24 protein-coding genes and 1 riboswitch are annotated in these 23,845 nt (G+C 54.7%); of the genes, 10 read left to right on the top strand and 14 right to left on the bottom strand.

Translation table 11 applies throughout. The features are described 5' to 3' along the window. Positions 1-5: 5 nt before the first annotated feature. Positions 6-195, bottom strand: a riboswitch (yybP-ykoY riboswitch). Positions 196-393: 198 nt separating this feature from the next. Genes JTA15_RS08875 through manX form a run of 4 tightly spaced genes read right to left on the bottom strand, consistent with a single transcriptional unit; the run spans position 394 to position 3,581 of the window. After that, the gene (locus JTA15_RS08875; protein ID WP_219373132.1) at positions 394-852 is read right to left on the bottom strand and encodes a DUF986 family protein; all 459 of its coding nucleotides are present in this window, start codon (positions 850-852) and stop codon (positions 394-396) included. Positions 853-906: 54 nt separating this feature from the next. Continuing rightward, positions 907-1,758: a PTS mannose transporter subunit IID gene (locus JTA15_RS08870; protein WP_006810994.1), complete on the bottom strand. Its 852-nt coding sequence runs from the start codon at positions 1,756-1,758 to the stop codon at positions 907-909. 12 nt (positions 1,759-1,770) lie between these two features. Continuing rightward, entirely contained in the window at positions 1,771-2,571 is an 801-nt protein-coding gene (manY, locus tag JTA15_RS08865; RefSeq protein ID WP_014170599.1) for a PTS mannose transporter subunit IIC, read from the bottom strand. Positions 2,572-2,618: 47 nt separating this feature from the next. Beyond that, entirely contained in the window at positions 2,619-3,581 is a 963-nt protein-coding gene (gene manX / locus JTA15_RS08860; RefSeq protein ID WP_047955763.1) for a PTS mannose transporter subunit IIAB, read from the bottom strand. Between the two features lie 462 nt (positions 3,582-4,043). Between manX and yoaE the strand changes: the two genes are divergently transcribed. Next, entirely contained in the window at positions 4,044-5,603 is a 1,560-nt protein-coding gene (yoaE, locus tag JTA15_RS08855; RefSeq protein ID WP_219373131.1) for a CNNM family cation transport protein YoaE, read from the top strand. Positions 5,604-5,609: 6 nt separating this feature from the next. Here the strand turns inward: yoaE and JTA15_RS08850 are convergent, their stop codons facing one another. The 4 genes from JTA15_RS08850 to pabB form a co-directional block, all read right to left on the bottom strand. Then, positions 5,610-7,208 carry an EAL domain-containing protein gene (locus tag JTA15_RS08850; RefSeq protein WP_219373130.1) on the bottom strand — a complete coding sequence of 533 codons (1,599 nt, stop codon included), beginning with the start codon at positions 7,206-7,208 and terminating at the stop codon, positions 5,610-5,612. Between the two features lie 140 nt (positions 7,209-7,348). Next, positions 7,349-8,713 (bottom strand): L-serine ammonia-lyase, encoded by a 1,365-nt coding sequence (gene sdaA / locus JTA15_RS08845; RefSeq protein WP_219373129.1) that lies wholly within the window; start codon positions 8,711-8,713, stop codon positions 7,349-7,351. A 184-nt stretch (positions 8,714-8,897) separates the two neighbouring features. After that, on the bottom strand, positions 8,898-9,476 hold the full coding sequence (locus JTA15_RS08840) for a CoA pyrophosphatase (RefSeq protein WP_219373128.1): 579 nt from the start codon (positions 9,474-9,476) through the stop codon (positions 8,898-8,900). A gap of 6 nt (positions 9,477-9,482) precedes the next feature. After that, on the bottom strand, positions 9,483-10,829 hold the full coding sequence (gene pabB, locus JTA15_RS08835; RefSeq protein WP_219373127.1) for an aminodeoxychorismate synthase component 1: 1,347 nt from the start codon (positions 10,827-10,829) through the stop codon (positions 9,483-9,485). 61 nt (positions 10,830-10,890) lie between these two features. Here pabB and JTA15_RS08830 point away from each other — a divergent pair, with 61 nt between their 5' ends. Next, a complete protein-coding gene (locus tag JTA15_RS08830) occupies positions 10,891-11,073 on the top strand; it encodes a YoaH family protein (RefSeq protein WP_020883426.1) in 183 nt (60 codons plus the stop codon). Positions 11,074-11,079: 6 nt separating this feature from the next. Here the strand turns inward: JTA15_RS08830 and JTA15_RS08825 are convergent, their stop codons facing one another. Next, positions 11,080-11,424: a RidA family protein gene (locus JTA15_RS08825; protein ID WP_047356847.1), complete on the bottom strand. Its 345-nt coding sequence runs from the start codon at positions 11,422-11,424 to the stop codon at positions 11,080-11,082. Positions 11,425-11,555: 131 nt separating this feature from the next. On the opposite strand from JTA15_RS08825, the gene JTA15_RS08820 reads away from it, so the two are divergent. The 5 genes from JTA15_RS08820 to rnd all read left to right on the top strand — a co-directional run bounded on the left by JTA15_RS08820 (position 11,556) and on the right by rnd (position 17,934). Next, positions 11,556-13,466, top strand: coding sequence for an ATP-dependent DNA helicase (locus JTA15_RS08820; protein ID WP_044858395.1), 1,911 nt, complete (start codon positions 11,556-11,558; stop codon positions 13,464-13,466). Positions 13,467-13,532: 66 nt separating this feature from the next. Next, positions 13,533-14,228 (top strand): tRNA (adenosine(37)-N6)-threonylcarbamoyltransferase complex dimerization subunit type 1 TsaB, encoded by a 696-nt coding sequence (gene tsaB, locus JTA15_RS08815; RefSeq protein ID WP_219373126.1) that lies wholly within the window; start codon positions 13,533-13,535, stop codon positions 14,226-14,228. Positions 14,229-14,265: 37 nt separating this feature from the next. Further along, positions 14,266-14,847 (top strand): Slp family lipoprotein, encoded by a 582-nt coding sequence (locus tag JTA15_RS08810; protein ID WP_020883430.1) that lies wholly within the window; start codon positions 14,266-14,268, stop codon positions 14,845-14,847. A 202-nt stretch (positions 14,848-15,049) separates the two neighbouring features. Next, entirely contained in the window at positions 15,050-16,735 is a 1,686-nt protein-coding gene (gene fadD, locus JTA15_RS08805) for a long-chain-fatty-acid--CoA ligase FadD (RefSeq protein WP_032669980.1), read from the top strand. A gap of 83 nt (positions 16,736-16,818) precedes the next feature. Next, entirely contained in the window at positions 16,819-17,934 is a 1,116-nt protein-coding gene (rnd, locus tag JTA15_RS08800) for a ribonuclease D (RefSeq protein WP_219373243.1), read from the top strand. Between the two features lie 78 nt (positions 17,935-18,012). On the opposite strand, the gene minE is transcribed toward rnd, so the two are convergent. Genes minE through minC form a run of 3 tightly spaced genes read right to left on the bottom strand, consistent with a single transcriptional unit; the run spans position 18,013 to position 19,829 of the window. Further along, positions 18,013-18,282 (bottom strand): cell division topological specificity factor MinE, encoded by a 270-nt coding sequence (minE, locus tag JTA15_RS08795; RefSeq protein ID WP_008500504.1) that lies wholly within the window; start codon positions 18,280-18,282, stop codon positions 18,013-18,015. A 3-nt stretch (positions 18,283-18,285) separates the two neighbouring features. Continuing rightward, positions 18,286-19,098, bottom strand: a complete 813-nt coding sequence (gene minD / locus JTA15_RS08790) for a septum site-determining protein MinD (RefSeq protein WP_014170584.1) — start codon at positions 19,096-19,098, stop codon at positions 18,286-18,288. Positions 19,099-19,121: 23 nt separating this feature from the next. Beyond that, a complete protein-coding gene (gene minC, locus JTA15_RS08785; protein WP_219373125.1) occupies positions 19,122-19,829 on the bottom strand; it encodes a septum site-determining protein MinC in 708 nt (235 codons plus the stop codon). A gap of 124 nt (positions 19,830-19,953) precedes the next feature. On the opposite strand from minC, the gene JTA15_RS08780 reads away from it, so the two are divergent. The 3 genes from JTA15_RS08780 (at position 19,954) to JTA15_RS08770 (ending at position 21,473) form a co-directional block, all read left to right on the top strand. Continuing rightward, complete coding sequence (locus JTA15_RS08780; protein ID WP_020883434.1) at positions 19,954-20,229, top strand: YcgL domain-containing protein; 276 nt, start codon at positions 19,954-19,956, stop codon at positions 20,227-20,229. Positions 20,230-20,276: 47 nt separating this feature from the next. Then, positions 20,277-20,936 (top strand): fumarylacetoacetate hydrolase family protein, encoded by a 660-nt coding sequence (locus JTA15_RS08775; RefSeq protein WP_020883435.1) that lies wholly within the window; start codon positions 20,277-20,279, stop codon positions 20,934-20,936. 93 nt (positions 20,937-21,029) lie between these two features. After that, positions 21,030-21,473: a YcgN family cysteine cluster protein gene (locus tag JTA15_RS08770; RefSeq protein ID WP_219373124.1), complete on the top strand. Its 444-nt coding sequence runs from the start codon at positions 21,030-21,032 to the stop codon at positions 21,471-21,473. A gap of 27 nt (positions 21,474-21,500) precedes the next feature. On the opposite strand, the gene dsbB is transcribed toward JTA15_RS08770, so the two are convergent. Both dsbB and nhaB read right to left on the bottom strand, forming a co-directional pair. Continuing rightward, a complete protein-coding gene (gene dsbB / locus JTA15_RS08765) occupies positions 21,501-22,031 on the bottom strand; it encodes a disulfide bond formation protein DsbB (RefSeq protein WP_020883437.1) in 531 nt (176 codons plus the stop codon). Between the two features lie 143 nt (positions 22,032-22,174). Next, positions 22,175-23,713: a Na(+)/H(+) antiporter NhaB gene (gene nhaB, locus JTA15_RS08760; protein ID WP_020883438.1), complete on the bottom strand. Its 1,539-nt coding sequence runs from the start codon at positions 23,711-23,713 to the stop codon at positions 22,175-22,177. Positions 23,714-23,845: the final 132 nt, after the last annotated feature.

The raw sequence follows: 23,845 nt of genomic DNA, 5'->3' as shown, positions 1-23,845 counted from the left end.
CGTCCAGACCGGGAGATATCCATATGACACATCACTGCCCCCAGTAAACAGCAGTTGATGTATCTATGGTCTCGCCTGACCGCCTTGCACAAATCTGTGCGGCAAACGGTCCGTACGTGCCACGTTTTTCAACGAGTATGTTGACACGTACATTTCCTGCGAACAGGAAATCAGCTACTCCCCAACGACGGGCGCAACCTTAACATATTTTGAGAATATAAAACAACAATGAAACGGCATTATTTCGTCAAGGCGTTGATAACGATTTTCATTTAGATTTATGCGTGAAAATAACGTTAATAAATATAAGAGAAATGACAGAATGGAATATAGCTTTGGCTATATCAGGTGCGCAAAATAAACGCAGAATATAGCCAAGGCTATGTAGTTAACTTACTGAGTTTTAAGCATAAGTTTGTATATTCTTTCCAGGTCATCAATATTATTGACCCGAATAAGCAGCCGGCGTTGCTCTAATTGCATCACCAGTACACCGTCTTCCGATAAATTCATCTCTTTAATACGGTTATATTCTATCCATACATTGGCAAAGAAAAACCCGCGGCTTTTAAAAATGATTTTCGGCACACGGATCCAGAACAGATAAATCGCCATTAATGCCAGCGCACATAATAACCATGTGGTTAATATTGCACCATGACCGGTCACGTTGTTGTAAATTAGAATGACGATGAGACCGGCGAAGATAAACGCATCCACGCGGCCGCGTCGCAGAAGGGGCAGGGAGAGCAGCGTTTCGCCGTGGCGGCGGGGCATGATGAACTCGTCATAGATCGCATATGCCAGAAGGGCCACAATAAACAAAACCAGTACGATGTCCGTGACAGTCATTCATCCTCCAGATAAAAAAACCGGGGGCAAGCCCCCGGCGTATTACGTGATGTCTTACAGGCCCAGCAGACCGACAGCGTAGCCCGCGATACCGATGACGAAGAAGCCAACAATGATCCACAGCGGGTTAACTTTCTTACGCAGCAGCCACATACAGGCGAAGGTCAGCAGCAGCGGTACCAGACCCGGCATCAGCTGGTCCAGAATCGTCTGCACGGTGGTAACACGGGTCTGACCATCCTGACCGGTGATGGTGGACACCACCAGCGGGATGTTCACGTGCGTCCACTTGTTAACCAGTGCCCCCATGACAAACAGGCCGAGGATTGACGCCCCCTCAGTCAATTTCTGCAGGAAGCCGCCGCCCATATCCTTAACGATGTCCACCCCTTTACGGTAACCGTAAGCCACACCGTAGTAACGGGTCAGCAGACGTACCGCATTGAACAGGATGAAGAACAGCAGTGGCCCAAGCAGGCTTCCGCTCATGGCGATACCGGCACCCAGCGCCGCGAAGACCGGACGCACGGTACCCCAGAAGATCGGGTCACCGACGCCTGCCAGCGGACCCATCAGACCGACTTTGATACCGTTGATGGCACCATCGTCAATCTCTGCGCCGTTTGCACGCTGCTCTTCCATCGCCAACGTCACGCCCAGAACCGGAGCCGCCACATAAGGATGGGTGTTAAAGAATTCCAGGTGACGCTTAATCGCCTGACGGCGCGCTTCGTTGTTTTCCGGATACAGGCGTTTGATAGCCGGTACCATGGAGAAACAGAAGCCCAGCGCCTGCATACGTTCGAAGTTCCATGAACCCTGAAACAGGTTAGAACGGATGAACACGCCACGAATATCACCCGGAGTGAGTTTTTTCTCGGTGGTAGTTTTTGTCATATCAACCATTTCGCTCACCTGCTAGTCCAGTTCGTTATCGAGATCGTTATTACCAGCAGCCTGCGCTGGGGCACCCGCAACGCGGTTATATTTCGGGCTGAGCTGGATGTAGAGAATCGCCATCACTGCACCAATCACACCCAGCGCAACCAGGTTGAAGTTGGTGAACGCAGCAGTAACGAAGCCGAGGTAGAAGAACGGCATCAGGTAGCCTGCGCGCATCATATTGATAACCATCGCATAACCAACCACCACAATCATACCGCCTGCGATGTTCAGACCGCCGGTGACCACTTCTGGAATGGCGTTCAGCATGCTCTGTACTTCGCTGGTACCGACGGAGATCGCAACGATAACGGCCGGGATCGCGATACGCATCGCCTGCAGGAACAGGGACGAGACGTGGATCCAGGAGAGCGCCGTCAGGTTGCCATTTTCGGCCGCCTTATCCGCCGCGTGCTGGAAGGCCACGGTGATAGTACGCACGATGATGGTCAGTACCTGACCTGCTGCTGCCAGCGGGATGGCCAGGGCAATACCTGCACCGATACTCTGGTGACCGGCAATAACCAGAACCGTAGAAATGATGGACGCCAGCGCGGCATCAGGCGCAACTGCCGCACCGATGTTCATCCAGCCCAGGGCAATCATTTCCAGGGTACCACCGATGATGATCCCGGTTTTCATATCACCCAGAACGGCACCAATCAACGTACAGGCCACCAGAGGGCGGTGGAACTGAAATTCATCAAGTACGGATTCCATACCCGCAATACACGCGACGATGAACACCAGCACAATCTGAAGAGTGGTAATCTCCATTGTACTTCTCCTATTACATAAGCTTTATGTGAAAAACCGGCGCGGGCTTATTTCCCAACTTTACCGATCAGATCCATCATTTTCAGTTTCTGATCCGTGGAAACCTTACGGGCTTCCAGTTCGATACCGCGTGCATTCAGCTTGTTGAATGCCTCGATATCTTTCGCATCGACTGAAATGGCGTTGTTGACCTGCGTTTTGCCCTGACGGAATGCCATACCACCAATGTTTACGGAGGTAATTTTCACGCCGCCTTCAACCAGGCGTTCAACGTCTGTCGGGTTTGTGAACAGCAGCATCACGCGCTCGCCCGCATATTTCGGGTTGTTATAAACGCGGATCATTTTGGCGACATCCACCACGTGCGCGGTAACGCCAGGAGGAGCAACCTGTGTCAGAAGGGTTTTACGTACGGTATCAGCAGCAACTTCATCGCTGACGACAATAATGCGTCGAACGTTGGTCTCTTTGGTCCAGCGCGTTGCCACCTGGCCGTGGATTAAACGGTCATCGATACGGGCAAGGCCGATCACCATGTAATCATTCGGGCCCATGGGCTTCGCCGGGGCTGCGGCTTTTGGCACCGCGGCCACTGGAGCAGGCTTCTCAACCGGTTGTGCTTTCAGCGCTTTCACGCCTTCGCGACCGGTTTCAACTGCCAGAGCGACCAGTTCATCAAAACTCGGATTGTCGTCGCGTGCCATGAAGGTTTCCACCAACATGGGGATATTCACCCCGGCGACAACTTCATAATGCTCTTTATCGACGACAATGCGGCTGGCAGCATTGAACGGACTGCCTCCCCATGTATCAACGAGAAACAGCACGCCTTTGCTGGTATCCAGTTTCTGCAGTTGAGCAGTGTACTTCTCAATCAGCGTTTCAGCGTTTTCACCGGGAACGAAATCGATCCAGCCGACGTTTTCCTGCTCACCCAACAGCATCTCTGCTGTTTTGAGTAACTGCTCTGCAGCCCAACCATGTGTGCCTATGACAATAGCAATGGTCACTTGCTACCTCCTTTTATTATCATTAATACGCCTGCCAGGCAGTCGCACTGTGAATCGTATCTGGCCAACCGAATCGATTCAGAAAAGGGTTAGAGTTAAAAAACTAAGACTTCCGCGAATTATTTTAGATAGTGAAAAAATAATTTATGTGATGAAGATCCGTAATTTAGCTATGGGTTACAGAATTATCTGTAAGGTAAAGCAGCTGTGTTACAGATCTTTGCAAAGGAACGTAAATCTTTGCTAAAAACGCATTGTCTCTGATATGTTTAGCCTCCGTTTAATTATTCAGGAGTATAGGGCTACAGCCCACTATATGGACCGTCACCGACGTCAGTCATCCTCCAGGCCATTCCGCGCCTGTTTTACCGGCGATCCTCGCCACGTATCGACTCTGTCTGCCTCTGTTTTGCCCACGTTGAGTGGGGCACCGTTTGGTCATTCCGTTAGCAGGAGCGTTTCATGGAATTCTTAATGGACCCGTCAATCTGGGTGGGATTGCTCACGCTGGTCGTGCTTGAGATTGTTCTCGGCATTGATAACCTGGTGTTTATTGCCATCCTTGCGGACAAACTGCCGCCAAAACAACGTGATAAAGCGCGTTTGATCGGCCTCTCTCTGGCACTGGTCATGCGTCTGGCACTGCTGTCCGTGATTTCGTGGATGGTTACGCTGACGAAACCGCTTTTTTCCGTCATGGATTTCACCTTCTCCGGCCGTGATTTGATCATGCTGCTCGGGGGGATATTCCTGCTTTTCAAAGCGACGACAGAGCTTCACGAGCGGCTGGAAAATCGCCAGCACGATGATGGACACGGTAAAGGCTATGCCAGCTTTTGGGTCGTGGTACTGCAGATCGTGGTGCTTGATGCGGTCTTCTCACTGGATGCGGTGATCACGGCTGTCGGCATGGTGAACCACCTCCCGGTGATGATGGCTGCGGTGGTTATCGCGATGGCGGTGATGCTGCTGGCGTCTAAGCCACTGACGCGCTTTGTGAATCAGCATCCGACGGTCGTGGTGCTCTGCCTTAGCTTCCTGCTGATGATTGGTCTGAGCCTGGTGGCGGAAGGTTTTGGCTTCCATATACCAAAAGGCTACCTGTACGCAGCCATTGGCTTCTCGATCCTCATCGAGCTGTTTAACCAGATTGCACGACATAACTTTATCAAGCAGCAGTCTACCCAGCCGCTGCGTGCGCGTACGGCTGATGCGATTCTGCGTCTGATGGGCGGTCGCCGCCAGGTCAACGTGCAGAATGACAATGAAAGCCGTAACCCGGTTCCCGTCCCGGAAGGGGCATTTGTGGAAGAAGAGCGCTATATGATTAACGGCGTGCTCTCCCTGGCCTCCCGCTCGCTACGCGGCATCATGACCCCGCGCGGTGAAATCAGCTGGGTCGATTCCCGCCTGAGCGTTGATGAGATTCGCCAGCAGTTGCTCTCTTCACCGCATAGCCTGTTCCCGGTATGCCGGGGTGAACTGGACGAGATCATCGGCGTGGTGCGTGCGAAAGAGATGCTGGTGGCGCTGGAAGAGGGGATTAACGTCGAAGCCGTCGCCGCCGCATCACCGGCGATTGTGGTGCCGGAAACACTGGATCCTATCAACCTGCTTGGCGTCCTGCGCCGCGCACGCGGTAGCTTTGTTATCGTCACCAATGAATTTGGGGTGGTGCAGGGTCTGGTGACGCCGCTCGACGTGCTTGAAGCCATTGCCGGTGAATTCCCGGATGCGGATGAAACCCCGGAAATTGTCTCCGACGGTGACGGCTGGCTGGTGAAAGGCACCACCGATCTGCACGCGCTACAGCACACGCTGGGTCTGGAAAACATCATCAACGATGAAGAGGACATTGCGACCGTGGCTGGGCTGGTTATTGCCGTTAACGGACAAATCCCGCGGACCGGCGATATCATTGAACTGCCTCCGCTGCAGATCACGATAATCGAAGCGAATGACTATCGCGTCGATATGGTGCGCATTGTTAAAGAGCAGGCGGCCCACGACGAAGAAGAGTAACTGAGCCTAGCGTAACGGCATCAGCGGAACGATATGCCCGTTACGCGGTGCTGGCGGAGACGAACTCTCCGCCAGCCATTGCGGAAATTCCCTCAGCGGCATAGGCTGCGCAAACAAAAATCCCTGCAGTACCTCTACCCCGTGATGACGCAAATACCGCGCCTGCTCGGGCGTTTCTACCCCTTCAGCCACCAGCTCAATGCTAAGCCGTTGTCCGAGCGCAATGATGATGTCCGTCACCGTGGAGTTCACGGCATCAGTGCCGATAGCGCTGGTAAAGGACTTATCAATTTTCAGGACGTCCGGATGCAGCTTTTCCAGCCACGAGAGTGAGCTATTGCCGGTGCCAAAATCATCAATGGCCAGCTTCACGCCCTGACGGTGTAACTCTCTTACAATGCGATAATCCACGTCCTGCAGCGCGTCACGCTCCGTCAGCTCCACAATCAGCTGCTGGGTGGGATGCGCGCTGAACCAGTAGCGGTTCAGGTCCTGAATGAGCGTTCCATGTCGGAAATGGCTGGCGGCGGCGTTGATGCCAATGTGGAAGCCGGGCGTTGCCGGAAAATAGCCAATCTGACTCACCGTCTCGGTAATGACGTAACGTGTGAGAGGGATAATCAGGTTGTGCTCTTCGGCGAGCGGAATAAAAACGTCCGGGGAGATCCATCCCTGACGGGGGTTGTTCCAGCGCAGCAGGATCTCCACCCCCACGCATTTCTGCGTGCGGGCATTCAGCAGCGGCTGGCAAAACAGCTCGAATTCACGCGCGGCCAGGCCAAGGTTAATTTCCCAGGTAAAGCTCATGCGGTTCGCGGTCGCAAGCCAGGCGACGTAACCCATCAGGAGACTGAGCATCAGCGCCAGCGGCAGCTGAGAGGGCAAATATATCAACGCCAGCTCGCTGGCTCCCGGGCCACTAACGGTAATGGTGAACGGGAAATGGCTGGATTGCTGGCGCAGAACCCTCTCATCATCGTTTATTGTCAGCGAGTCGGAGACATTTTCACCGTAGCGCAGGTATTTATCCCCTACGGTCAGGGCCACGTCGGTGATAAGCGGGCGCTGTGGCTCCAGCATCAGGCGAGTGATGAGATCGATATTCACAATCTGCATCACCCCATCTTCTCCGCTATCAGAAACCGGATACCACTGGATCAGGATCGGGCTTCCCTTAAGCAAGGATTTGTCGGTGGAGAGCACCAGCTTTGTTTCGGCGGACGGCAGGGCAGGCTGAATCTCTCGCAACGGGACGTCGCGATTGCCGAAAATACTTGAACAGTAAAGGATACCGTCTTTGACCAGTGCAATTGAGCGCACCGTTTGCAGTGAGGCCGCCTGTTTTCGTAACACTAAATGCGCCTGAGAGCAGGGCGCTCCGACCAGCGCCAGAAGCGGACTGCGCCCTTTTTCCAGCGGCAATAAGACGTTATCAAGCACGTTGACGGAGTGCGCCGCAAAGTTCAGGGTGTTTTGCTGATTTACGTTACGCTGTGAAATAAAGCGTATACCCAGCGTAATGATGAGCGTAAGAAGCGCAACCATCACGCAGACGATGACGCGTTTTCGGCGATACTTTTTTATGATCCTCTGTGCTGTTTGCATGGGAGGCCGCCCAATACGCCTTCAGCACCAAAAGCCGAGGCAACACAGCAAGTGTAGTGGGGAAATAATAAGTCGACGAGAAAGGGATAAAAATTCGCCCATCGTGGAAGATGGGCGAGAGAGGCGTTGAGGCGAAACGGTTAGTCGCACTGCACCTTTATCGCCAGACCGCCGCGGGAGGTCTCACGATATTTGGCGTTCATGTCTTTACCGGTTTCGTACATGGTCTCGATAACCTTGTCCAGCGAAACGCGTGGCTCGCTGGTACGGCGCATGGCCATACGCGTGGCGTTGATCGCTTTTACCGACGCGATAGCGTTACGTTCAATGCACGGTACCTGCACCTGACCCGCAACCGGATCACAGGTGAGACCGAGGTTATGTTCCATACCGATTTCAGCCGCCACACAGACCTGCTCCGGGCTGGCGCCCAGCAGTTCTGCAAGACCGGCCGCGGCCATAGAACAGGCCACGCCCACTTCACCCTGACAGCCCACTTCAGCGCCAGAGATAGACGCATTCATCTTGTACAGCGCACCAATCGCCCCTGCTGCCAGGAAGTAGCGAATGTAGATATCAGGCGTTACGGGTTCAATAAAGTGATCGTAGTAGGCCAGTACCGCCGGAACGATACCGCACGCGCCGTTCGTTGGTGCAGTCACCACCCGGCCACCCGCGGCGTTTTCTTCGTTCACCGCCAGCGCAAACATGTTCACCCAGTCGACCACGTTCATCGGGTCGTTAGAGAATTTGTCTGTGGTGACCAGCATACGGCGCAGCGCAGAGGCGCGACGCGGTACGCGCAGTGGCCCAGGCAGTACGCCTTCGGTGTTCATGCCGCGATCGATACAGGCCTGCATGGTTTGCCACACGTTCGCAAAATAGTCTTCAATTTCTTTTTTGCTGTGCAGCGCCAGTTCGTTCTGCATCACCATGCCGGAAAGTGACAGACCGGTTTCATGGCAGTAGTCCAGCATCTCTTTGGCGGACTTGAACGGGTAAGGTACGTTCACATCACCCGTTGTATCTTTGCCGAAGTGTTCCTCATCAACGATAAAACCACCGCCAATGGAGTAATAGGTTTTGCTGTAGATCACTTTGTCGCCGCTAAAGGCGTGGATCTGCATACCGTTTTCATGCAGGGAGAGGTTATCGCTACGAAAACGCATGCCGTCATCATGCAGGAAATCCACTTCATGCTGACCGTTTGCCAGCAGCAGGCGGCCGCGCGCTTCCACGTCGCGGATAAATGCCGGAATGGCATCAATATCTACGGTATCCGGCATATTGCCCGCCAGACCCATAATAATGGCGATATCGGTGTGGTGGCCTTTACCCGTTAATGACAGTGAGCCGTAAACATCCACGGCGACACGGGTAACGCTTTCCAGTAATCCTTTTTCGACCAGATCATCGACGAACTGTTTACCGGCCTTCATCGGGCCAACAGTATGGGAAGACGAAGGGCCAATTCCCACTTTGAACATGTCGAATATACTAATCACTTTCACACTCCTGACAGGGTTACCGGGGTTCCAGTAACGATGTTATAACTGCGCATAGTGTAAGAGGGAAGACCGACCTCGGCTTAACTATTCACATGAATTAAACTAATGGTTAACGATGGTTTTGCTAATAGCGCGACGCCGATCGCAAACCTGGCAGAAGAGGGTGGAATGTAAAGTATAGTCAAGGCTTCAGGCCGATTTGCAGCGCCAGTTCACGAATGATGCCCGCCGTCATGCCCCAGACAAAATAATGCTGATACCAGGACAACCACACCCGGTGCGCATGACCCCGACGCTGGATATCCAGCGGATGATAACGCCCGAGCCGAAGGGCCTCTTCCAGCGGCATCTCAAACACCGCAGACACTTCATCGACGCTGGCGTGATATTGCAGATCCGGCGGGATAATGCCGACCACCGGTGTGACCTGAAAACCGGTCACGCTGTCGACCGGCGGCAGCACGCCAATGATCTCAACCGCTTCAGGCGGAATGGCGACCTCTTCCTGGGCTTCGCGCAGCGCGGCGGCAATCAGCGAGGCGTCAGAACTGTCCACGGCACCGCCCGGAAAGGCGACCTGACCGGCGTGCTTACGTAAATGTGGCGAACGCTGGGTGAGCAGCAGGCCCGGCTGCTCACGACGGACCACCGGGATCAACACCGCTGCCTGACGTTGATTGAGGGCTTCGCGGCTCACGTTGGGCCGCAAAAGCTGAAAGCGCGACAGAAAATCATCCAGCTTCAGGTTCTCTTTTTCCACCCGTCATTACTCCAGTTGTTTCAGGATACGGTTAACTTTATCAAAGGTTTCCTGATATTCCGCATCGACCTGGCTATCCGCAACAATTCCGCCCCCTGCAGAACAGTACAGATTCCCGTTACAGGCGGTCAGCGTTCGAATGGTGATGCTGGTATCCAGCGTACCGCAGAGACTGATATAGCCAATGCTGCCGCACCAGGCGTTTCGACGATGCGGTTCCAGCTCATCGATTATTTCCATTGCCCGCACTTTAGGCGCGCCGGTTATCGAGCCCCCCGGGAACGCGGCGCGAAGCAGATCGCAGGCCGTGCGCGAGGCGGGCAGTTGCGCGGTAATGGTGCTGACCAGGTGATGCACCGCGGGGAACGGCTCGACGACAAACAGTTCAGGGACACGCACGCTTCCCGGTACAGCGACCCGGCCAATGTCGTTACGCATGAGGTCGACAATCATCAGGTTTTCAGCGCGATCTTTTAACGAGGCCGCCAGTTTTTCCGCCTGCTGGCGGTCGGCAACAGGATCGGCCAGCCGGGGAAGCGTGCCTTTAATCGGTCGCGTCTGAATAGTGCCATCGGCAAGATGAATAAAACGCTCGGGCGAGAGGCTCAGGATAGCGCCCTGTTCCAGGCGCAGAAATGCACTGAACGGTGCCCGGTTACTGGCGTTGAGGCGGGTAAATGCCTGCCACTCATCGCCTTCACAGGTTGCCTGAAAACGCTGGGCAAGGTTGACCTGATAGCAATCACCGCTCTGCAGATAGCCCTGAACCCGCTCAAACTTCGCGGCGTACTCCTGCACGGTCATGTTGGCGCGCCACGCAGAGGTCAGGTGGAAATCCGCTGTTGCGACGGGGACCTGTGCCTCAAGCCAGGCAAGCCGGGCGGACACATCCTGATGGCTGAGCAGAGAGACCGCCTGCTTGTGGTGATCGACGATTATTGCCCAGTCATAAAGCCCCACCGCCATATCCGGCAGCGGAATGTCGTCCTGTGCAGTCTCCGGCAAGGTTTCGAAGCGGCGACCTAAATCATAGCCGAACAAGCCCAGCGCACCTCCCTGGAAGGGAAGGTCGGGATTTTGCGGGACGGTTAAGTCCAGCGCGTCCAGCGCCTGCTGAAGTAATGACAGCGGATCGTCCGTTGACTGCGTTTTGCCTGTCGTAGTCACATTCCCTTGTGTTATCAGGGTCTGCAGAGGGTCGGCAACCAGAATATCAAAGCGGCTATAGGGATGATCCGCATATCCGGAGTGCAGCAACATCGCAAAAGGAAGATGGCTGAGGCGGGCAAACCAGAATTCCGCGGCGTCTGAACGCCAGGGTAATGAAATGACTGTAGGGGGTAACGGGTTCATGTGTGGCATACTACCGGGCAGCGTGAAATAATTAGCGCGGATAATTTAGCAGGAGTTGACAATGTTTGCAGGTTTACCTTCTCTGAGCCATGACCAGCAGCAGAAAGCGGTTGAGCGTATTCAGGAACTGATGTCCCAGGGGATGAGCAGCGGACAGGCGATCACGCAAGTTGCTAATGAACTTCGCGCCACCCACACCGGCGAGCGGATCGTGGCGCGTTTCGAGGATGATGAAGAGGAGTAATCCGGCTTAAACCGCCGCGATAATCTTAATTTCGACTTTGTATTCCGGCTTCATCAGCGTCGCCTGCACGGTACACCGTACGGGCGCATGTCCCGCCACAACCCAGGCATCCCAGGCTTTATTCATCGCCGCAAAATCGTCTTTACTGGCAAGAAAAATGGTCGCATCCAGAATGCGTGATTTGTCGCTGCCTTGCTTTTTCAGCACGGCGTCAATCTGCGCCAGCGTATTCGCCGTCTGTTCGAAGGCATCTGCGTCGAGATTTTCCGGTACACCGGTGTAGTAAAGCGTCTGGTTATGGATGACCACATCAGACCAGCGTGCTTCGGCATCAATGCGCACAATTGTCATAAACGTTTCCTCGTTATTTTCATGTCAGTCGGCAAGACTGCCATATTGTGTTCCCCTCGTCACTATTTGGGGTGGCACTGGAGAGGATGGGCTGACATAATCCCTGTGCAAAAATACAGTGAGAGAGCAACGTGGCAGACGATTTTTCCCCAGAAGGTCAGTTAGCACAGGCGATTCCCGGTTTTAAACCGCGTGAACCCCAGCGGCAGATGGCGCATGCCGTGGCCCGCGCAATCGACACCGCGCAGCCGCTGGTGGTGGAAGCCGGTACCGGCACGGGCAAAACCTATGCCTACCTGGCGCCAGCGCTGCGGGCTAAAAAGAAAGTGATCATCTCCACCGGGTCTAAAGCGCTGCAGGACCAGCTTTACAGCCGCGATCTGCCCACGGTTGCCAACGCCCTGAAGTATAAAGGCCGCCTGGCGTTGCTGAAAGGCCGCTCCAACTACCTCTGCCTTGAACGGCTTGAGCAGCAGGCGCTGGCAGGCGGCGATCTGCCGGTGCAGACGCTCAGCGATGTCATTATTCTTCGCGCCTGGGCCAATCAGACGGAGGAGGGGGATATCAGCACCTGCGCGAGCGTGCCGGAAGACTCTCCCGCCTGGCCGCTGGTCACCAGTACCAACGACAACTGCCTGGGGAGCGACTGCCCGCTGTATAAAGATTGTTTTGTGGTGAAAGCGCGTAAAACCGCCATGGATGCGGATGTCGTGGTGGTCAACCACCATCTCTTCCTTGCCGATATGGTGGTTAAAGATAGCGGCTTTGGCGAACTGATCCCGGAAGCGGACGTGATGATCTTCGATGAAGCCCACCAGCTTCCTGACATCGCCAGCCAGTATTTTGGCCAGTCGCTCTCCAGCCGCCAGCTGCAGGACTTAGCGAAAGATTTCACCATTGCCTACCGCACCGAGTTAAAAGATACCCAACAGCTGCAGAAGTGTGCTGACCGCCTGGCGCAAAGTGCGCAGGATTTTCGCCTGCAACTGGGTGAGCCGGGCTATCGCGGTAATCTGCGTGAGCTGCTGGCAGACAAAAATATCCAGCGCGCGCTGTTGCTGCTCGATGATGCCCTTGAGCTTTGTTACGACGTGGCGAAACTATCGCTCGGCCGTTCCGCACTGCTGGATGCCGCCTTCGAGCGCGCCACGCTCTATCGGGCACGCCTCAAACGGCTGAAAGAGATAAACCAGCCGGGGTTCAGTTACTGGTATGAATGTACCTCCCGCCATTTCACACTGGCCCTGACGCCGCTGACGGTGGCGGATAAATTCAAAGAGGTGATGGCGCAAAAACCGGGAAGCTGGATCTTCACGTCGGCAACCCTTTCGGTGAATGACGATCTACACCACTTTACCTGGCGTCTGGGGATTGAACAGGCGGAGTCGCTGCTGCTGCCCAGTCCGTTTGATTATGAAAAACAGGCGTTGCTCTGCGTTCCGCGTAATCTGCCTCTGCCTAACCAGCCCGGCGCGGCGCGCCTGCTGGCGGCAATGCTCAGGCCGATGATCGAGGCCAACAACGGCCGCTGTTTTATGCTCTGCACCTCCCACGCGATGATGCGCGATCTGGCGGAGCAGTTCCGCGCCACCATGACTTTGCCGGTTCTGCTTCAGGGCGAGACCAGCAAAGGGCAACTGTTACAGCAGTTTGTCAGTGCCGGTAACGCCCTGCTGGTAGCCACCAGCAGCTTCTGGGAAGGGGTGGACGTGCGGGGAGATACCCTGTCGCTGGTGATCATCGATAAACTGCCGTTTACTTCGCCGGACGATCCGCTGCTGAAGGCACGTATGGAAGATTGCCGTTTGCGCGGCGGCGATCCTTTTGATGAGGTCCAGCTACCGGACGCGGTGATCACCCTTAAACAAGGGGTAGGACGCCTGATTCGCGACACAGACGACCGCGGCGTGCTGGTCATATGCGATAACCGGCTGGTGATGCGCCCTTACGGTGCGACCTTCCTTGCCAGCTTGCCGCCCGCGCCGCGCACGCGGGACATTAAACGCGCGGTTCGCTTCCTGGCAAACCCAACGGCGGAGTAATTTGCCCGTGAGTATGCTAAGATGCGCGCCATTTTGTGACTGACCATTGCGAGAGCGCGACGACTGATGCGAATTCTGGCTATTGATACCGCGACAGAGGCCTGTTCTGTTGCTCTGTTGAACGACGGTGCTATCTCTGCTCATTTCGAAGAGTGCCCACGAGAACACACCCAACGCATTCTGCCTCTGGTTAAAGAGATTTTAACCCGGGGCAACACCACCTTAACCGACCTCGACGCACTGGCCTTTGGCCGTGGCCCCGGCAGCTTTACGGGCGTACGCATTGGAATTGGTATTGCGCAGGGGCTGGCGCTGGGCGCAGAACTGCCGATGATTGGTGTTTCCACGCTGGCAACCATGGCGCAGGGCGCATGGCGCATGACCGGTGCAACGCGCGTTCTGGCGGCCATTGACGCCCGAATGGGAGAAGTTTACTGGGCAGAATACACCCGCGATGAAAACGGCATCTGGCACGGTGAAGAGACCGAGGCAGTCCTCAAGCCGGAAGCGGTGACCGAGCGGCTGAAACAGCTGTCCGGCGAGTGGGCGACAGTAGGCACCGGCTGGCCGGCATGGCCTGAGATGGCTAACGGCACCGGGATCACGCTGGCAGACGGCAACATGCTTCTGCCCGCCGCAGAGGATATGCTTCCCATCGCCTGTCAACTGCTTGAGGCGGGCAAAACCGTGGCCGTTGAACATGCGGAGCCGGTTTATTTGCGAAACACCGTCGCGTGGAAGAAACTTCCGGGCCGGGAATGAATCTCAGTAACAGGAACTGAGAAAAAGGAGTCGCATCATGGCGGTTCAGACTAAAGTTGTACGCCTTTTTATGGCAGGCGCAGTGGCCATAGCACTGAGCGGATGCGTTTCCGTTCCTGATGCGATTAAGGGCAGCAGCCCCACGCCACAGCAGGATCTGGTTCGCGTGATGAATGCGCCTGAGCTTTACGTCGGCCAGGAAGCGCGCTTCGGCGGCAAGGTTATCGAGGTGCAAAACCAGCAGGGGAAAACCCGCCTGGAGATTGCCACCGTTCCGCTGGATAGCGGTGCGCGGCCGATCCTTGGCGAACCTTCCCGCGGGCGTATTTATGCCGACGTTGGCGGTTTTCTCGACCCGGTCGATTTTCGCGGACAGCTGGTCACCGTCGTCGGCCCGATTACCGGTTCGGTAGAGGGCAAAGTCGGCAACACGCCGTATAAATTTATGACCATGCAGGTCAACGGGTATAAGCGCTGGCGGCTGACACAGCAGGTCATCATGCCACCTCAGCCGATGGATCCGTGGATGTGGGGTCCACATCCTTATCGGTATGGCTACCCGGGCTGGGGCTGGTATAACCCGGGGCCTGCACAGGTTCAGACAATCGTTACTGAGTAACTCCCTGTAATTGTTAGAAAAGAGACAGCGGCTCAGCCGCTGTCTCTGTTTTTTACGAATAAAACGAAAAAAAAGAGTGACGCGCTTCGCAACCTTAAATCTGAACAATTAATAAACTGGTACGCTGAGTTAATATAATGTTAACAAACTGTTTATTATCGGGGTTGTGATGACGACGAACACTCATTTCAGAGGTGATGCATTGAAGAAGGTTTGGCTTAACCGTTATCCCGCAGATGTTCCTGCCGAGATCAATCCTGACCGTTATCAATCCCTGGTTGAATTGTTTGAACACTCGGTGAGGCGTTACGCAGACCAGCCTGCTTTTGTGAATATGGGCGAGGTCATGACGTTCCGTAAACTTGAGGAGCGTAGTCGGGCGTTCGCCGCCTATCTGCAGGAAGGGCTGGGGCTGCAAAAAGGGGACCGCGTCGCGCTGATGATGCCGAACCTGCTGCAATACCCGGTGGCGCTGTTCGGTGTCCTGCGTGCCGGGATGATTGTTGTCAACGTTAACCCGCTGTATACGCCGCGGGAGCTGGAGCATCAGCTCAACGACAGCGGTGCCGCCGCCATTGTGATTGTCTCTAACTTTGCCCACACGCTGGAAAAAGTGGTCGACAAAACCCAGGTTAAACACGTCATCCTGACGCGCATGGGGGATCAACTCTCAACCGCCAAAGGGACACTGGTTAACTTTGTCGTCAAATACATCAAACGTCTGGTGCCGAAATACCACCTGCCGGACGCGATCTCCTTCCGCAGTGCGCTGCAGGCGGGCTACCGCATGCAATACGTTAAACCGGAAGTGGTATCAGAAGACCTCGCGTTTCTGCAGTACACCGGCGGCACAACGGGTGTGGCTAAAGGCGCCATGCTGACCCACCGTAACATGCTGGCAAACCTTGAACAGGTGAATGCCACCTACGGACCGTTGCTGCACCACGGAAAAGAGCTGGTGATCACCGCGCTTCCGCTTTATCACATCTTCGCGCTGACCATGAACTGTCTGCTGTTTATTGAGCTGGGTGGTCAAAACGTATTGATCACAAACCCGCGCGATATTCCGGGGCTGGTGAAAGAGCTGGCGAAATATCCGTTCACCGCCATGACTGGGGTGAATACGCTGTTTAACGCGCTGCTCAACAACAAAGAGTTCCAGAAGCTCGATTTCTCCACGCTGCACCTCTCTGCGGGTGGCGGTATGCCGGTTCAACAGGCCGTTGCCGAACGCTGGATGAAACTGACGGGTCAGTATTTGCTGGAAGGCTATGGCCTGACGGAATGCGCCCCGCTGGTCAGTGTGAATCCGCATGATATCGACTATCACAGCGGAAGCATTGGCCTGCCGGTTCCGTCGACCGAAGCCAAACTGGTTGATGATGACGATAACGAAGTGGCGCCAGGTGAACCGGGCGAACTCTGTGTCAAAGGGCCGCAGGTGATGCTGGGCTACTGGCAACGTCCCGATGCGACCGATGAAATTATCAAAGACGGCTGGCTGCACACCGGTGATATCGCCGTGATGGATGAAGAGGGCTTCCTGCGTATCGTCGATCGTAAGAAAGACATGATCCTGGTTTCCGGTTTCAACGTCTACCCGAATGAAATCGAAGATGTGGTGATGCAGCACAGCGGCGTGCTCGAAGTGGCTGCCGTAGGCGTCCCTTCCGGGAGCAGCGGCGAGGCGGTGAAGATTTTTGTGGTCAAAAAAGATCCTTCTCTTACGGAGGAGGCGCTGATCACCTTCTGTCGTCGTCAGCTGACCGGCTACAAGGTGCCGAAGCTGGTTGAGTTTCGCGAGGAACTGCCGAAATCGAATGTCGGAAAGATATTACGACGAGAATTACGTGACGAAGCCCGTGGCAAAGTAGACAATAAGGCCTGAGCTTCACGCTAATCGCCCAGACGCCGGTTAAGCCGGCGTTTTTTATGGGCGCAAACAAAAGAGAATCCGTTTTGAATTACCAGATGATCACGACCAACGACGAGCTGGCTTCGCTGTGCGAAGTGACGCGCGACTTTCCTGCCATTGCCCTGGATACCGAGTTTGTCCGCACCCGGACCTACTATCCGCAGCTGGGGTTGATTCAGATGTACGACGGTAAACACGTGTCGCTGATCGACCCGCTCGGCATTACCGACTGGACGCCGATGCGTGACCTGCTGCTCGATACTGCGGTAACGAAATACCTGCACGCAGGCAGTGAAGATCTGGAAGTCTTTCTGAATACTTTTGGCGTCATGCCACAACCGTTGATTGATACGCAGATCCTCGCGGCCTTCAGTAATCGACCGCTCTCATGGGGCTTTGCCGCCATGGTTGAGGAGTATACGGGCCTGACGCTGGATAAAAGCGAATCCCGCACCGACTGGCTGGCACGCCCATTAACCGAGCGTCAACTGGAATACGCGGCGGCAGACGTGTTTTACCTCCTGCCGATTGCTGGCCAGCTGATGAAAGAAGCGGAAGCGTCAGGCTGGTTGCCCGCCGCGCTGGATGAGTGCCGAATGACGCAGCAGCGTCGTCAGGAAGTGGTTGATCCGAAAGAGGCCTGGCGCGATATCAGTAACGCCTGGCAGCTGCGTACGCGTCAGCTGGCGTGTCTGCAGCTGTTAGCGGAGTGGCGTTTGCGTAAAGCACGCGAGCGCGATCTGGCCGTTAACTTTGTGGTACGCGAAGAACACCTCTGGGCGGTCGCGCGGTATATGCCGGGCAGCATGGGCGAACTGGACAGCATCGGGCTTTCCGGCAGCGAGATCCGTTTCCACGGTAAAACCCTGCTTGCGCTGGTGGCAAAAGCGCAGGAAATGCCGGACGAAGCACTGCCGGAGCCACTGCTGAATCTGATGGATATGCCGGGCTATCGCAAGGCGTTCAAGGATATCAAAGCGCTGGTGCAGGACGTCGCGACGCAAAGCAAACTGGGCGCGGAACTGCTGGCGTCACGCCGTCAGATTAACCAGCTGCTGAACTGGCACTGGAAGCTGAAACCTCAGAATGGTTTGCCGGAAATGATGGCGGGCTGGCGCGGGGAATTGATGGCCGATCGCCTGAATACGGTGCTGGAAGGTTATCCGCGATAATGAAAATGCCGGGTCATGCTGACATGCCCGGCACATTTCCCCGGCGGCATACGCTTACCGGGGATACACAATCCCGAACTACGGACGTGACTCTTCGGCTTCCGGGAGCGTAACGTTCAGCTCCAGAATCGAAATATCCCCGTCTTTTTGCTCCAGCTGCACCGTGACCATCTCCGGGTCAATCTGCACATACTTACAGATCACTTCCAGGATGTCCTTACGCAGCTGCGGCAGGTAGTGTGGCTCGGCGTCACTACGACGACGCTCCGCAACGATGATTTGCAGTCGTTCTTTTGCGATGTTGGCGGTGTTCTTTTTCCGCGAGAGAAAAAAGTCCAGTAATGCCATAACTTATCCTCCGAACAGGCGTTTGAGGAAACCTTTCTTCTCTTCTTCAATGAAGCGGAAAGGACGTTCTTCTCCCAGCAGACGGTCAACGGTATCCGCGTACGCTTTACCTGCATCTGCCATTGTATCCAGGATCACTGGCTCGCCCTGGTTAGAGGCGCGCAATACGGATTGATCTTCCGGGATCACGCCGACCAGTTTGATGCGCAGGATCTCCAGCACGTCTTCCATGCTAAGCATGTCACCTTTGTTCACGCGACCCGGGTTATAGCGGGTCAGCAGCAGGTGCTCTTTAATGGGTTCTTCGCCATTTTCCGCACGACGCGATTTGGAGGCGAGGATCCCCAGAATACGGTCTGAGTCACGCACGGATGAGACTTCAGGGTTGGTGGTGATGATGGCTTCATCAGCGAAGTAGAGTGCCATCAGGGCGCCCGTTTCGATGCCGGCAGGGGAGTCACAGACAACGAAGTCGAACTCCATTTTTTTCAGCTCGTCGAGCACCTTTTCCACTCCTTCACGGGTCAGGGCGTCTTTATCACGCGTCTGAGAAGCCGGAAGGATGTAGAGGTTTTCGGTGCGCTTGTCTTTAATCAGCGCCTGGTTCAGTGTGGCGTCGCCCTGAATGACGTTCACGAAGTCATAGACCACACGACGCTCACATCCCATGATCAGGTCGAGGTTACGCAGACCGATATCGAAATCGATAACGACGGTTTTCTTTCCCTTCTGGGCCAAACCAGTAGCGATGGCCGCGCTGGAGGTGGTCTTGCCAACGCCTCCTTTACCCGAAGTAACAACAATAATGCGTGCCATAGAAATTCCTTGTTAAAAAGGGATCAATTCAACGGTTGAACGGTCAACGCGTCGTCTGCCAGTCGCAGACGAGCCGCTTTGCCATAAAATTCGGCTGGGATCTTGTCGCTCAGCCAATATTCACCTGCGATGGACACCAGTTCCGCCGTCAGATGAGTACAAAATATTTGCGCATCTCTGTCACCACTTGCACCCGCGAGCGCACGCCCACGCATCATACCGTATACGTGAATATTGCCATCTGCAATCAGCTCTGCGCCAGCGCTGACGTGGCTTGTAACAATCAGATCACAGTTTGGTGCATAAATGCGCTGACCGGAACGAACCGGCACATCAATCAATCGCGTTTTTGTGACAGGTGTAACGTTTTGCACCGGAGGAGGGGGCGTTTGGACTGCCGAAGGGGCAGGACGCGCGGCTTTTTCTTTGCCTTCGGTCAGAATGGGCAGACCTGCCCGGTCAATTTCTGCTTTCAGCTCAGCATCTTTGCAGCCGCTGATACCGACGATACGCAGCCCGGTCGCGGCCACGGCTTGCTGGAGAAGTTTCCAGTTAACCGGTGCATCCAGACCACTGACATTCACGACGACGGGGGCATGTTTCAGAAAAGCGGGAGCCTGCGCAATTTTGTCTTCTAACGCCTGACGAATAACCTCGGGTTTTGCATCATGCAAATGTACCACTGATAAGGTGAAGCTACTGCCTTTAAGCTCGATTGGCGTGTTTGACATCCTGGCCTTACTCAATTTGCTATTAACCGCAACACCGCCGTTGCGATATTCCGAAGAGTATCAGGCATGTTATAGTCAGGAGTATATTGAGGCAAGCAACCACCCATTAATTCAGAGTAAAAACATGTTTTGTGTGATCTACAGAAGTACAAGTCGTGACCAGACCTATCTTTATGTCGAAAAGAAAGACGATTTTTCGCGCGTACCTGAAGAATTAATGAAGAACTTTGGCCGACCTCAGCTGGCGATGCTGCTGCCGCTGGATGGCCGTAAGAAACTGGTCAACGCCGATCTGGAAAAAGTGAAAACCGCATTAGCGGAGCAAGGCTATTATTTACAACTCCCGCCACCACCCGAGAATTTATTAAAACAGCATCTTGAGGTGAACGGGAAAAAATAGTCCCGGCTGTTTTCGGGGTTAACACATCAACCGTTTAGGGGTCGTACATGTATCAACATCATAACTGGCAAGGTGCATTACTGGATTATCCCGTCAGCAAAGTGGTCTGCGTAGGCAGTAACTATGCCAAACATATTCAGGAGATGGGCAGCGCGACGCCAGACGAGCCGGTCCTGTTCATCAAGCCAGAAACCGCGCTGTGCGACATTCGCCAGCCGCTGGCGCTGCCGCAGGGGTTGGGGTCGGTGCATCATGAAGTGGAACTGGCCGTGCTGATTGGCGCGACGCTGCGTCAGGCCTCCGAAGAGCATGTGCAAAAGGCGATTGCCGGATACGGTGTCGCGCTCGACCTGACCCTGCGTGATGTTCAGGGCAAAATGAAGAAAGCGGGGCAGCCGTGGGAAAAGGCCAAAGGGTTTGATAACGCTTGCCCGATCTCCGGTTTTATTCCGGTAAGTGAATTTACCGACGATCCGCAGAACACCCCGCTCAGCCTGAAGGTTAACGGCGAGATCCGCCAGCAGGGCACCACGGCAGATATGATCCATAAAATTGTGCCGCTGATTGCCTACATGAGCCGCTTCTTTACCCTGAAACCGGGCGATGTGATCCTCACCGGTACGCCAGAAGGTGTCGGCCCGCTGCAGGCCGGTGACGAACTGGACGTCAGTTTTAACGGTCTGTCACTGAAAACTCGCGTGCTGTAAAAGCATCTTGCCGCCTGAAGAGGGCGGCAAAACTTGCAACAACGTGCCAGACTCGTTATAAGGTGCGCTCTCTTTTGACGTGTGGACATCCTGATGAACAACATTCCTTTCTGGCAAAGCAAAACTCTCGACCAAATAACAGACGTGGAGTGGGAATCGTTGTGTGACGGTTGCGGGCAGTGCTGCCTGCATAAACTGATGGATGAAGATTCGGACGAAATCTATTTCACCAACGTTGCCTGCAAGCAGTTGAACATCAAAACCTGCCAGTGTCGCAACTATGAGCGTCGCTTCGAGTACGAGCCGGATTGCATCAAGCTAACCCGTGAGAACCTGCCCACCTTCGAATGGCTGCCGCATACCTGCGCCTATCGTCTGCTGGCGGAAGGCAAAGACCTGCCAAAATGGCACCCGCTGTTGACGGGCTCCAAAGCGGCGATGCACGGTGAACGCATCTCTGTGCGTCATATTGCGGTGAAAGAGTCAGAGGTGCAGGACTGGGAAGATCACATCATGAATCATCCCAACCGTGGATAAGAAAAAACCCGCCGAGGCGGGTTTTTTTTACCTGCCAAACAGGTCGCGTTTCTTGGGTTTGAACGGCTGTGCGATGAGCACCAGCAGCGCCACAATGAAGTAGGCCACAAAAATCCCCACCAGCCACTGCGGCATCTCAAGGCTCAGGAATTCCCACTGGCGCACAGAGCAGTCACCGGAAGCAACAAACACCTGCGGCAGCCATTTATCAAGCGGCAGCCAGCTCGGGAAGCGGGCGGCGAAATCACAGGTCATAAAAGGTGACGGATGCAGCTGCATCATGGTGTGCTGCCAGGAGAGCTCAATACCTTTCCAGGCGCTGTACAGCCAGATGGCAATTGCGGCATAGCGTAACGGCGATTTAGGGGCAATCGCGCCCACCAGACCCGCACCCATAATGCCGAACAATGCACAGCGTTCGTAAATACAGAGTACGCAAGGCTGAAGTCCCATCACATGCTGGAACCACAGCGCGACCATTTCCAGCGCAAAGGCGGTCAGGGCCATTAACAACCACGCTCCGCGACCGCGAGAGCACTGGTTTAAAAATCTCAACATAATCATTTCCCTGGAACATGCTTAGAAAGCGCAGTGTAAACGAATTCGTTTTTCGCGCCACCTGTACCTGACGAAATAAAACGTAATTGGATGTTTATCGTGCGAAAAGGTAAACGGGCAGCAAGCTGCCCGATATATCAGGTTTACTGCGCGGCAAGTATACCCGCTTGTATCAACCATTGCGTACAGGGAATAAGGGTAATTTTGACGCAAAGCAATCCTACAAGCGTGAGCACCAGCGTATAGGGAAGCGCCATCCAGACCATTCGCCCATAAGAAAGACGTATGAGTGGAGCCAGTGCAGAGGTCAGCAGGAACAGGAACGCCGCCTGACCGTTGGGCGTCGCCACCGACGGCAGGTTGGTCCCGGTGTTAATTGCCACCGCAAGCAGTTCGAACTGTCCGGCGCTGATGACACCTTGCTCCATGGCCGTTTTGGCCTCGTTGATGTAGACCGTGCCAACAAACACGTTATCCGAGATAGACGACAGCAGCCCGTTAAACAGATAAAACAGCGAAAGCTGAGCATCCGGTGCCGCCTGCAAGACAAAGGTAATGATCGGCGCGAAAAGCTTCTGGTCGATGATCACCGCGACGACCGCAAAAAAGACGGCCAGCAGGGCGGTAAAGGGCAGGGCTTCCGTAAAGGCTTTGCCAATCGCATGCTCATCCGTCACGCCGGTAAAACTGGTGGCGAGAATAATCACCGACAGGCCAATTAAACCGACTTCGGCAAGATGAAACGCCAGCGCGGCGATAAGCCAGACGCCGATGACGCCCTGTGCAATAAGACGCAGCGTCTCCTGACGCGTCCGCTGGCTACGGCTTTGCTGGTCGAATTTCTGCAGTTCCTGACGCACGGGCGCCGGAATATGCGCACCATAGCCAAAGAGGCTGAATTTCTCCACCACTACACAGGTCGCCAGACCGCACACCAGAACCGGTATGCTCACCGGTGCCATTCGCAGGAAGAAATCACCGAAATGCCAGCCCGCAGCTTTAGCAATGATCAGGTTTTGCGGTTCACCCACCATCGTCATCACGCCGCCCAGGGCGGTCCCGACGCCGGCATGCATCATCAGGCTGCGCAGGAAGGCGCGGAACTGTTCCAGTACCTCGCGGTGGTCATTATCCACCTGGCTGTCATCAAGCAGGTCATCGCCGGGACGTGAAGAGGCCACCCGGTGATAAATACCATAAAACCCGACCGCGACGCTTATCACCACGGCGACCACCGTCAGCGCATCCAGGAAGGCTGAAAGAAATGCCGCAGCCACGCAGAAAGCCAGCGACAAAAGCGTTTTTGAAGGAATGCTCAGCAGCAGGCGGGTAAAAATAAACAGCAGCAGCTGTTTCATAAAGTAGATGCCGGCCACCATAAACATCAGCAGCAGAAGCACTTCAAGGTTTGAGGCCAGTTCTGCTTTTACATGCTCGGCGCTGGTCATCCCAATGACAACCGCTTCAATGGCCAGCAAACCGCCAGGCAGCAGGGGATAGCACTTCAGCGCCATGGCCAGGGTGAAGATAAACTCCGCGACCAGCAGCCACCCGGCAATAAACGGGTGCACAATAAAGATGAGAGGATTAACAACCAGGAACACCAGAAGTATCAGCTTGTACCAGTCGGGAGACTGGCCTAAAAAATTGCGCCACAACGCGCGCCCAAAAGAAATTTCCACGACAGACGTTCTTCCCCGTGAAGTAAAACAAAACATCAGTATACGCAAAAATCACGGTCTGGAGGGGGATTCGGCTGCAATGTAAATTTCATAAAAATGAAACGGCGATCCCTCTTTTCTCTCACTGCTGCG

Source organism: Enterobacter sp. BIDMC 29 (assembly GCF_019378755.1).
Taxonomy (GTDB): Bacteria; Pseudomonadota; Gammaproteobacteria; order Enterobacterales; family Enterobacteriaceae; genus Enterobacter; species Enterobacter ludwigii.
Note: the sequence above shows the minus strand (reverse complement) of the source record. Positions and strands in the feature narration are given on the sequence as shown.